The organism is Nonomuraea sp. NPDC049784, from assembly GCF_040659615.1.
GTDB lineage: Bacteria > Actinomycetota > Actinomycetes > Streptosporangiales > Streptosporangiaceae > Nonomuraea.
The window spans coordinates 1-9,605 of the sequence record NZ_JBFAMX010000393.1; the positions used below are offsets into that span (position 1 = coordinate 1).

The 9,605-nt window shown below is 68.5% G+C and carries 15 protein-coding genes; 6 read left to right on the top strand and 9 right to left on the bottom strand.

Annotated elements, in window-relative coordinates:
• The 4 genes from AB0J09_RS44540 to AB0J09_RS44555 form a co-directional block, all read left to right on the top strand.
• Positions 1-623, top strand: a 623-nt coding sequence (locus AB0J09_RS44540) for a sensor histidine kinase (protein WP_360705308.1), incomplete at its 5' end; no start/stop codon positions are given.
• Entirely contained in the window at positions 620-1,285 is a 666-nt protein-coding gene (locus tag AB0J09_RS44545) for a response regulator transcription factor (RefSeq protein WP_360705311.1), read from the top strand. The genes AB0J09_RS44540 and AB0J09_RS44545, both read left to right, overlap by 4 nt.
• A gap of 55 nt (positions 1,286-1,340) precedes the next feature.
• Positions 1,341-1,484 (top strand): FAD-dependent monooxygenase, encoded by a 144-nt coding sequence (locus tag AB0J09_RS44550; protein WP_360705347.1) that lies wholly within the window; start codon positions 1,341-1,343, stop codon positions 1,482-1,484.
• Positions 1,485-1,739: 255 nt separating this feature from the next.
• Positions 1,740-2,309 carry a hypothetical protein gene (locus AB0J09_RS44555; RefSeq protein WP_360705314.1) on the top strand — a complete coding sequence of 190 codons (570 nt, stop codon included), beginning with the start codon at positions 1,740-1,742 and terminating at the stop codon, positions 2,307-2,309.
• Positions 2,310-2,435: 126 nt separating this feature from the next.
• Here the strand turns inward: AB0J09_RS44555 and AB0J09_RS44560 are convergent, their stop codons facing one another.
• Positions 2,436-2,612: a hypothetical protein gene (locus AB0J09_RS44560; protein WP_360705316.1), complete on the bottom strand. Its 177-nt coding sequence runs from the start codon at positions 2,610-2,612 to the stop codon at positions 2,436-2,438.
• A gap of 268 nt (positions 2,613-2,880) precedes the next feature.
• Between AB0J09_RS44560 and AB0J09_RS44565 the strand changes: the two genes are divergently transcribed.
• On the top strand, positions 2,881-3,321 hold the full coding sequence (locus AB0J09_RS44565; RefSeq protein WP_360705319.1) for a cupin domain-containing protein: 441 nt from the start codon (positions 2,881-2,883) through the stop codon (positions 3,319-3,321).
• Positions 3,322-3,630: 309 nt separating this feature from the next.
• On the opposite strand, the gene AB0J09_RS44570 is transcribed toward AB0J09_RS44565, so the two are convergent.
• The 3 genes from AB0J09_RS44570 to AB0J09_RS44580 form a co-directional block, all read right to left on the bottom strand.
• Complete coding sequence (locus tag AB0J09_RS44570; protein WP_360705322.1) at positions 3,631-3,762, bottom strand: hypothetical protein; 132 nt, start codon at positions 3,760-3,762, stop codon at positions 3,631-3,633.
• Positions 3,763-3,909: 147 nt separating this feature from the next.
• Positions 3,910-4,335: a PepSY domain-containing protein gene (locus tag AB0J09_RS44575; protein ID WP_360705325.1), complete on the bottom strand. Its 426-nt coding sequence runs from the start codon at positions 4,333-4,335 to the stop codon at positions 3,910-3,912.
• A gap of 208 nt (positions 4,336-4,543) precedes the next feature.
• Positions 4,544-5,929 (bottom strand): NAD(P)/FAD-dependent oxidoreductase, encoded by a 1,386-nt coding sequence (locus AB0J09_RS44580; protein ID WP_360705327.1) that lies wholly within the window; start codon positions 5,927-5,929, stop codon positions 4,544-4,546.
• Positions 5,930-6,058: 129 nt separating this feature from the next.
• Between AB0J09_RS44580 and AB0J09_RS44585 the strand changes: the two genes are divergently transcribed.
• The gene (locus AB0J09_RS44585; protein ID WP_360705330.1) at positions 6,059-6,193 is read left to right on the top strand and encodes a hypothetical protein; all 135 of its coding nucleotides are present in this window, start codon (positions 6,059-6,061) and stop codon (positions 6,191-6,193) included.
• Positions 6,194-6,393: 200 nt separating this feature from the next.
• On the opposite strand, the gene AB0J09_RS44590 is transcribed toward AB0J09_RS44585, so the two are convergent.
• The 5 genes from AB0J09_RS44590 to AB0J09_RS44610 all read right to left on the bottom strand — a co-directional run.
• A complete protein-coding gene (locus tag AB0J09_RS44590) occupies positions 6,394-7,284 on the bottom strand; it encodes a hypothetical protein (protein WP_360705333.1) in 891 nt (296 codons plus the stop codon).
• 326 nt (positions 7,285-7,610) lie between these two features.
• Positions 7,611-7,793, bottom strand: a complete 183-nt coding sequence (locus AB0J09_RS44595) for a hypothetical protein (protein WP_360705336.1) — start codon at positions 7,791-7,793, stop codon at positions 7,611-7,613.
• A complete protein-coding gene (locus tag AB0J09_RS44600; protein ID WP_360705338.1) occupies positions 7,790-8,548 on the bottom strand; it encodes an SDR family NAD(P)-dependent oxidoreductase in 759 nt (252 codons plus the stop codon). Before AB0J09_RS44600 ends, AB0J09_RS44595 begins: the two co-directional genes overlap by 4 nt.
• Positions 8,549-8,712: 164 nt before the next feature.
• Positions 8,713-9,042, bottom strand: a complete 330-nt coding sequence (locus tag AB0J09_RS44605; protein ID WP_360705341.1) for a hypothetical protein — start codon at positions 9,040-9,042, stop codon at positions 8,713-8,715.
• 125 nt (positions 9,043-9,167) lie between these two features.
• Positions 9,168-9,605 (bottom strand): hypothetical protein (locus tag AB0J09_RS44610; protein WP_360705344.1); only part of this gene is annotated, 438 nt, incomplete at its 5' end.

Below are 9,605 nucleotides of genomic sequence, written 5' to 3' on the forward strand. Positions count from 1 at the left end.
GGCTGCGCATCGCCCGCGAGGTGCACGACGTGTGCGCGCACGCGATGGCCGCGATCAGCATCCAGGCAGGCGTCGCGCTGCACGTCGTGGAGCAGCGTCCACGCCAGGCCATCGAGGCGCTCAAAGCGATCAAGACGCTCAGCGACGATGGGCTGACTGAGGTGCGGGCGCTGCTCGGGAGCCTGCGCGCCGGCGACTCCGCGCCGGGGCTTGGCGGGCTGGACCGGCTGGGGACATTGCTCGAGACCGCCCGTGCGGCCGGGGTCCGGACCGAGCTGACGATTCGCGGGGAGCGGCGGCGGCTGCCGCGGCAGGTGGACCTGACCGCGTACCGGATCATTCAGGAGTCTCTGACGAACGTCCGCAGGCACTCGGCGGCGAGTACGGTCAGTCTGATGATCATCTACGCTTCGGACAAGCTGACGATCGAGGTCAGCGACAACGGTGGGATGACCTCGGCGAACGGCGACAGGCGCACGAACCGGGCGGGCGAGGACGCAGGTTGCGGCGACGGGCACGGCATCAGGGGGATGCGTGAGCGGGTCAGCGCGCTGCGCGGTGAGTTCACCGCCGGGCCGAGGCCCGGCGGTGGCTTCCTGGTCAGGGCGGGACTGCCGACATGATCAGAGTACTCATCGCCGACGACCAGGCGCTGGTCCGGGGCGGCTTCCGGGTGCTGGTGGAGAGCGCCGACGACATGGAGGTGGTCGGCGTGGCCCACGACGGAGGTGAGGCGGTCGAGCTGGCCAGGCGGGAGCACCCGGACGTGGTGCTGATGGACGTGCAGATGCCGGGTATGGACGGCCTTGAGGCCACCCGGGCGATCGTCGCCGACCCGGACCTGGCCGAGGTCAGGGTACTCATCCTGACCACGTTCGACCTGGACGAGTACATCATCGAGACACTCGACGCGGGCGCGAGCGGCTTCCTGCTCAAGAACACCGACCCGCCACAGCTCCTGCACGGCATCCGGGTCGTCGCGGGCGGCGAGGAACTGCTGTCGCCCGGGCTGACCCGGCGGCTGATCACCCAGCTGGCGGGCAGCCGGGGGATCAATCCGTCTGGACGGCTGTTCGATCGGCTCACCGAGCGTGAGAAGGAGGTCACCAGCCTGGTCGCGCAGGGATTGAGCAACACCGAGATCGCCGGACGACTGTTCATCGGCGAGGCGACCGTGAAAACGCACGTCAGCAGGACGTTGATGAAGGTCCGCGCCCGCGACCGCGCCCACCTGGTCGCGCTGGTCTATCAGCACGGGCTGGGAGGTTCGACGTTGGCAACATAGCGTTGACGTGGAAGGCGCTGGCGGACTTCGGGAAAGCGCGGGCTACCGGTCCGGGGTGTTCCTGGTAGGCGACGCGGCGCACGTCCACTCGCCGATGGCCGGTCAGGGCATGAACACGGCATCCAGGACGCCGCGTGACGGTCAAGCGGCGAGAGCGGTCAAGCAACGACTCCTCCCCCAGCTAGCGAGTACCGCATGACTCGGGAAGAGATGACCGCATGAGAGCAGTGGATTCGGCTGCAGGGCACGTTCGCGGTCCGCGCTGGCGAGGCCGCGCAGGATGACGATCGGCAGCCGACCTCAGCATCGCTGGGGAATTGCAGAGGTGTCGGTCCCCGCGTAGTGGTAAATGATTTTGATCATCCGCAGCCCAGAACCCGTTCCCAGTACCTCCGCACAGGCTATGGTGCTGGATGCTGTTCTGCGAGCCACGTCTCGATCTACTGGAGCTGGAATGAGCTCTCCCTACTACGCGCCTCCGCCTCCGCCTCGGCCGCGACGGTCCCCCGCGGCGTGGATCATCGTGGCGGTGGTGGCCGGTTCCGTCGTGCTCCTTGCGCTATTCGCCGCCGCGGTGGCCGTCGTCCTACGGGGCGACGAACGCGAGGGGCCGGTGGCCGATCCGGTGCCGTTCCGGCTGCAGCCGGTGCTGGAGCTGAGCCCACCGCCGTGTACGAGCGGCACGGTCGCCAGCGCCGACGGGACGGCGTGTTACCGGCTGGCCGAGGGGATGACGGTGCGGCGGGTGGGAGACGCTCAGGCCGGAATGCTCGACAGCCAGCAGTGGGGGCTGCGGGTGAGCCTGGAGGAAGCGGACGCGGCCGCGTTCAGCCGCCTGACCGCCGAGCTGCACTCGCAGCCTTCCCCGCGTAATCAGCTGGCGATCGTGGTAGACGGCAAGGTACTGTCCACGCCGGTGATCTCGGAGCCGATCCTGGGTAGCCGGCTGGAGATCAGCGGGAACTTCACCCAAGACAGCGCGACGGAGCTGGAGCGCCGCCTGCAAGGGCGTCCGGGTTCGTAGCCGGGATGGCGGGGCGACGGCGTCGAGCTCTGGACGTAATGTCGCTTTAGGGATGAGCAGCACCGACGACTCTGCGGCGCAGGTCACGCAGGGCTTTGGTGGTGGGCGTCGCGACCAGCGGGGCGGTCAGCGACACGTCAGCTTCTGCCAGAGCAGCTGGTAGCCGACCTCGGGGACCGCTCGTGCACCCGTAACTGCGCGACCGTCCTGGTCGGTTCCCCGGCCCTCGAACCACTCGTCCGCCAGCAGCCGTACCCACTCCTGCTCCGCCAGCGTGCACCCCTCCCTTTGCCCGTACCGCACACCCCGCTCGCACCGCCCTCCTGCGGGTCCCTGTTCACACTTCGTAGTCACCTTCCTCAAGCGCGCCTGACCACCGTCGACGTGACCCGGAGGAGCGATCTCGATGTTCTTTGGCCGCCTCGCTTCGGCCCAGTAGCGCCGGCAAGACCGGCTCGGCGTGGTCTCCGGCAGGCGCACTGTTCAGAGCGTTGTCACACATCGGGGCGCTGTCTTGTCTGAGCTGGTGAACGGCCGGATCGAGCCGGCCACTTCCCGGGAAGGAATCCTGATGAGCACCGATCACGCTCACGCTCACCACCTCGAGAACCCTGACAAGAGCGGGCCGCCGCCGAAGATCGACGTGATCGCCACCGTGCCGGGAGCGCCGCCTGCGCCGGAGGGGGCCGAGGCGATGACGATCCTGGTCACGTTGCCGCCGAACAGCCCTGGCGCGCCACCTCACCGGCACTCCGGGCCCGCGTACGGGTTCGTGGTCAAGGGGGCCATCAACTTCGAGCTCGAAGGCGAACCCGTGCGGGTTGTCCGGGCCGGCGAGGCGTTCTGGGAGCCCGGTGGGGACGTGATCCACTACCAGGACGGCAACCACCTCGCCGACGAGGAGTCGGCGTTCGTGGTGACGATGTTCTGCGCGCCTGGGCAGCCGATGTTGACCCCGGTCAGCCCGGAGGAGTTGGAAGCTCGGCGAGACCGTCGCGCGCCGCGGTCATGACCAAGGTTTCGCTGACCGCGCTCGTTCACAATCTGCTCACGCATGCCCGTGAGGCGGACAGTGGCCGCAGTGCCACCACTGTCCACGGTGGACACGATCGTTCGTTGCGGCAGACCGTGATGGCGTTGCGGCAGGGCGAGCACATACGCGAACACGAGCATCCTGGCGAGGTCACGGTGCACGTGCTGCACGGGCAGGTGCGGCTTGTCGCCGGGCCTGACTCGTGGAAGGGGCGGGGTCGGTCGCGGCGGTGCCGAGGAGGGCGGATGCAGGATCATCCCGATCTCGATCCGCCCTCGTGTCTTCCCCTCAGGGCACCAGAGCGGCGAACAGCCCGTACTCGATGGCTGTCGCGGCGTTGGCGGGCCCGGCTATGGTGCCGGCGAACAGCGCCAGCGCCGAGACGGACAGAACGAGCAGGAGGGAGAGTCGTCGAGCCATGAGGACCTCCAGTCAGGTTTCTGTCGCGCATTCGAGGACCGGACCGGCGCGGATTGCAGCGAGAAGCACCTGTGACGATGACGTTACCTTGCGGGCCCAGCGGAGGACGCTGGTTCGCCTGCGGGCAGGTGAACCAGCGCCACCTGATCAGTCGTCGTCGCCGCCGTGCCGGCCGCCGTGCCGGTCGCCGTGCCGGTCGCCGCCTCGGTCGTCGTCGTGCCCGCCGTGGTCGTCCCGGCCCACCCGCTTGGCCTCGTGGTGGATGATCTTTCCGGTGGCGACGGCGACGTACAGCTCGTGCCGTTGGGAGCCCTTGATCAGCTTGACTTCCCACACGTCCGGCCGCGCGCCCCGGCTGTAGTACTCGACCTTGGTGACCCTGGCGCCCGGCACCGCCTTGAGCGCGATCCGGATGGCCTGCTTCCTCGTGACCTTCGTCGCAGCCGTAGCCGTAGACGCAGTGACGCTCTCGGCCGCGGTCGCGGACGCGGCGGTGGCTAAGGCCACGCCCCCGCCCGCGACCAGCGTGACGACTCCGGCTCCTACGATGATGAACTTCTTGGTGATCTGCATGACCTCAGCACATCGCGATCAGCGGTAATCGCGCGCTAAGAGCGGGTTAAGGCGCCGCCTCGTTCGGTTAGCCGGCGATGGAAGATGAGCTGAGCCCTTCACCCGGCCGCCGGACGGGCACGACGTCTGGAGGATCCGCACGGCGCGGCGTCGGTCCACCACCGCTTTGGAGCGTTTCCGCCCCCCGCCGTCAGGCGTGGCGCGGAACCTAGAGTCCGTACTTTTCGAGCAGGTGCAGCCAGACCTCGCTGACCGTGGGAAATGGGGGCACCGCCTGCCACAGCGTGTCGAGCGGCATCTCGCCGACGATCGCGATGGTGGCCGAGTGCAGCAACTCTTGCATGCCAGGCCCAGTGAAGGTGGCACCGGCCAGCACCTTACGGTTGGCGTCGACGACGAGCTTGCTCGTGCCGGTGATCCCCACACCCAGCACCCGGGCCCCATCGACGTCGCCGGTTGCGGTGGTCACGGTCCGCACCGCCAAGCCGCGTTCGCGGGCCTGCTTCTCGGTCAGTCCGACCGCGCAGACCTGGGGATCGGTGAAGGTCACGCGCGGCACCACGTCGGTCGCCTCGGGCACGTCCTTACCCATGATCACATCGGCGGCGAGCCTGGCCTGGTACTTGCCCATGTGGGTCAGCAGCGCGCGGCCGTTGCAGTCGCCGACTGCGTACAGCCAGCCGCCCGGCACGCCAGCGGCCCGCATCCAGCCGTCGACCTCGACGAATCCGCCGGCTGTAAGGCCGATGGTCTCCAGACCGAGGCCCTCGGTCTCCGGCCGGCGGCCGACCGCGACGAGGATCTCATCGGCGGTGACCTGGCGGCCGTCGCCCAGAGTCGCGGTCAGTGGCCCCTCGGCGTCCGCCCGCGCAACGGCGGTCACGCGGACGCCCGTCATGACGTTGATGTCTTCAGCCTCGAACGCCGCCCGCACCTGCTCACCGGCGAACGGTTCCTCCGCCACCAGCAGCCGCTCGGCTTCCTCCACCACCGTCACCTCGGGACAACCCAGCCGCCGGAACGCCTGCGCCATCTCAGCGCCGATGAACCCACCGCCGATCACCAGCAGTCGCTCGGGCAGGTCTTTGGCCGCCGTCGCGTCCTGGTTGTCCCACGCCTCGATGCGGCGTAGGCCGTCGATGGGCGGGATGGCCGCACTCGTGCCCGTGGCCAACACCACCGCCCGGTGCGCCGTCATCCGTCGCGTGGCGCCATCGGCCGTCGAGATATCGACCACCCGCTCGTCGGCGACTCGCCCCGACCCACGGACGAACGTGACGCCTTTCTCCTCGAAATAGGGCAGCTGCGCCGAGTCGTCCCACCCGCCGACCAGCTGATCACGGCGCGCGAACGCCTCCCGCGAATCAAGGGCGCCGGTGAGCGCCTCTGCCGCCCCCGGTACCCGGCGAGTGGCCGCGAGCACGTCCCCCGGCCGGATCAGCGCCTTGCTCGGAATGCATCCGTAGTACAGGCACTCGCCCCCCACCAGCCGCTGCTCCACCAACGCCACCGACAGCCCACCGTCGGCACATCTGCCGGCGACCGTCTCCCCCGCGGGTCCCGCGCCGATCACGATCACGTCGAATTCGTCCAACGAGCACACCCCCGCGTGGCACTTACCCGCCGCCCAAGTGACAACACTCGCTGTGCGCGTCGCGGTCCGTGCGCCTGCCACGACCTCGACGCCCTTGCGGCACAGGACGCCACCTTCGTCGGCCCGGCAGTGGTCGATCTCCTCCACTCGGCCACCATCGCGGTGACCTCCGAGGTGCCCCTGGACGAGCTCTGGCACGCCGTCCCCGTGTTCCCCACCACCAGCGAGATCTGGCTCTGCCTGCTCCTGGAATACGGCCTGTAGCTACGGCTCATAGCCTGATGCGGGCGGAACACGTCCGGCCGAGCCGCGATCGGCCCCACGCGTACCGAAGGAACCTCCGAGATGGGCGACGACCTCGACCAGTTGGCCGCTCAGGCGCCGGCCGGACGCCCTGGCACCGCTGAGGAGATCGCCTACTTGGCCACTGCCCCGGCATTCCTGACAGCGTGGATCCGCAGGTGTCAGCGCCCACTGCCGGAGATGATGCCGTTGTACGTGCCCACCACCTGGACCTGGCCGAGCTCTGCGCCCTTCGGCGGGATGTGCGCGACCACCTGGATCAGCTCCGTCATCTTCATGTACGTGTAGTACTTGCCACGCAGGAACCCATTGTTCTTCTGGAAGACGTAGTTGCGTTCCGGCCCTTGGCGCACGTCGTAGCGCTTGGTCCGCTCGATGGTGGTGAAGGCGAGCGCGCCACCATCGGTCGTGCGCAAGGCGTAGGAGGGGTACGAGGTGGCCGGCCGGGCACTCTCGGCGAGCCGGGCATACTGGTTCATCTTGGCCCGGGTCGACGCGGCGCCAGTGGTGAGCTTGTCGGCGGCATAGTGGCTCTTCTCCGCCGCGGTACCCTTGCCCACCAGGTGGGCGGCATAGCCCTTGGCGAACGCGGCAGGCGACATCAGCAGCCCGGCCGCGTCCGCCTGACCCACTTCGGTAGCCGTTCCCGAGGCGTCCCTCACGATCTGCGGCAATTCCTTGGAGGTGTTTCCCTCGAAAGCGTCGGGAGAGTACGTCTGCCGCCAGCCCTGCCCTTCACGGGCGAACAGCAGATAGGTCGGCTCCTTGGCGGTCTCGCTCTTGCCCTTCCAGTAAGCGGTCGTCAGGAACCATTGCTTCTTGGAGGCCGGAACATAGAACGTGGGCTTTGCGTAGCCGAACGGCTGGTAGTCCTTGTCACCGCCCAGCTTCCGGCTGGAGGCATAGGACGCCTTGTCGATGACCAGACTGGAGCCTCCCTCGTAGCCCGCCAGCAGCTTGTCACTCATGGCCTCGTTGGCCGCGTTGTTGCGCTTGACGTAATCCTCGACCACCGAGGCCGTCTCCTGCGCCGACACGGACGCAGAAGGCATCGGCGTGCTGCTCTTGGCGGGTGGCGCCGCCTGGTTTGCGCTCAGCCCCGGCAGAGCAGAGCACCCCGCCACCAAGCACCCGGCCACCATGCCACCTACTACGCACCCAAACCGCCGCACTGCATACACCCACTAACTTCCGCCCCAAAGCGCCCAAACCTACCAATAGCGACAAAAGGGTGAGAGGGAAACCCTGGGTCTCCACGCGCCTCTGCCGGGGATCATGCGACGTTCAGGCGCAGCTCGGGTCAGGCCACTCCGCTGCGTGCCCTTCCGATCCGAGCTCAAGGCGCGCGAACGGACGGTTCAGGCGCACGTTGCCGCGATCATGTGGCGGGATGCCTGCCACAGGCGGGCGGCGGCCAGGTCGCCGGCAGCACGGACGTGGCGGCCCCTTGCTGCGGCGTCTTGAACACATATCCGGAGGCGATCGCGCGGTTGGCCGTCTTGGACTGACCGTAGGCGATTGCCCGGTCAGAGGACCGGGCCGGGGCGAATGCACCCTTCACACCAGCACGGCGCCACCGGCGATGTCGACGATGACGCCGGTGATCCAGCTCGATTCGTCGGATGCGAGGAACAGCGCGGCCCGGGCGACGTCTTCGGGCGTGCCGAGTCGCCGCAGCGGGTGTGATTCGGCGAGCGAGCGCTGGACGTCGGCCGGTATCCACTGCTTGTTGGTCTCGGTGAGGACCGTCTCCGGGGCGAGGCAATTGGCGCGGACGCCGAACGGGCCCACCTGGGCGGCCAGATCCTGTGTGAAGATCTGCACACCGGCCTTTGCCGCGGCGTACGCGACGATCGTCCGTTCGCTCGGCTTGCGCCCGGCCGCGGAGGACAGAGTGATGATGTTGCCGGTCCTGCGCTGCTTCATGTCGGGTAGAAAACACTTCACGGTCAGGAAGGTGCCGGTCAGGTTCCGGTCGATGTCGGCCCGCCAGCTCTCCTCCGTGATGTCCTCGATGGGCGTGGGGCGGCTGTCCGAGCTGCCCGCGTTGGCGACCAGCACGTCGACGTGGCCGTACCGTTCGAGGATCTGCTCGCGGATCCGGTCGAGGTCGGCGGCGACGGTGACGTCGCCGGTCACGCTGATGGCCTCGCCACCGAGGTCGTTTATGCGTGCCCGCACCGCGGCGAGCGCGGCTTCGTCCCGGCCGTGCAGCGCGACCCGGGCGCCGGCCTGTGCGAACGTGGTCGCGATGGCCGCGCCGATCCCTCGCGAACTGCCGGTGACCAGTGCCACCCGATCCTTGAGAACGCTCATTCGGCTGTCCTTCCTAAACGGTGTGCGGGGGCGATCCACGAGTCGACCAGCAGCGCGAAGCCCATCAGGTGCGCATAACGCAGCGGCAGCCGAAGGAACTCCATAGCCGCCTCCTGTCCGCGAGATGGCCGAAGGATAGCTTTCCGGCGCCCCACACGTCCGGTCTACAGGGGTTCGGACGTCGCAGGGGGGATGAGCTCGTAGTCCGGGATCGTGGGTCTCCGTCGCTGGAACGTCTGCTCGTCCGCGTCCGCCGCGGCGGCTTCGGGGATCTCGACGCGGCCGAGGTAAGGCCCCTGCAGACAGTGGTCACACCAGAAGTGGGCGTCACCGGCGAGCAGATGGGCGACCCGGAGCCGGTACACCAGGCGGAGGCAAGCCCGTCCGCAGTTCGGGCAGCGCCCGGAGATGGGTCCGGGCAGCTCGTCACGAGCCTGCTCATAAGCGTGCAGCCAGCTCTCCCATCGGAGTGCCTCGTCATGGGTATTCGACACGTGGTCCACCTCGGTGCTCGAGCCGTCTCGCCGGCTGCACGCTGTCCTCTTCAGCTCTATATACCTCGGAGGTAGGTGCGCACGGCTGCCCCGGGCCTGGTCCGGGGCAGCCGGCTCCTCCTGTGTCACTGGTTACGTGGATGGTTGGCCCACCACTCGTCCTCGAAGGCATAGGCCCGGTCTTCCCACGGGATCGCTTCCTTGTTGGACGTCGGATAGGAGCCGCCCTTGCGCAGGTCCTCCACGTGGTACCGCTCGTGGGCGAGGGTGCGGGCCAGCAGTTCCTCGCTGCGGAAGGCCGCTCGCCGCAGCAGGACAGTCTGATCGGGATATGTCACCCCAGCCAGCCCGTCCACCCTCTTGTCGATCTTGATGGTCAGGTCGTCGATGCGGATGTCCCAGTCCTGGGCCACACGCCGGACCGTGTCCATGTTCATCGGGAGTCTGGCGCCCCAGCGCGGCCTTTCTCCGGCGCGTGCCAGCGTGAAGGAGTCATCGGCGCCGACACCGACGTGCGGCCCGCGCGCGCCCGCACCATCGCCACCGCCGTACCCCGCGTCTCC

Excerpts from the sequence above, each read along its gene's own strand:
- AB0J09_RS44565 (WP_360705319.1), top strand. The coding sequence starts at position 2,881 with ATGAGCACCGATCACGCTCACGCTCACCACCTCGAGAACCCTGACAAG.
- AB0J09_RS44555 (WP_360705314.1), top strand. The coding sequence starts at position 1,740 with ATGAGCTCTCCCTACTACGCGCCTCCGCCTCCGCCTCGGCCGCGACGG.
- AB0J09_RS44570 (WP_360705322.1), bottom strand. The coding sequence starts at position 3,762 with ATGGCTCGACGACTCTCCCTCCTGCTCGTTCTGTCCGTCTCGGCGCTG.
- AB0J09_RS44575 (WP_360705325.1), bottom strand. The coding sequence starts at position 4,335 with ATGCAGATCACCAAGAAGTTCATCATCGTAGGAGCCGGAGTCGTCACG.
- AB0J09_RS44600 (WP_360705338.1), bottom strand. The coding sequence starts at position 8,548 with ATGAGCGTTCTCAAGGATCGGGTGGCACTGGTCACCGGCAGTTCGCGA.
- AB0J09_RS44590 (WP_360705333.1), bottom strand. The coding sequence starts at position 7,284 with ATGCCTTCTGCGTCCGTGTCGGCGCAGGAGACGGCCTCGGTGGTCGAG.
- AB0J09_RS44545 (WP_360705311.1), top strand. The coding sequence starts at position 620 with ATGATCAGAGTACTCATCGCCGACGACCAGGCGCTGGTCCGGGGCGGC.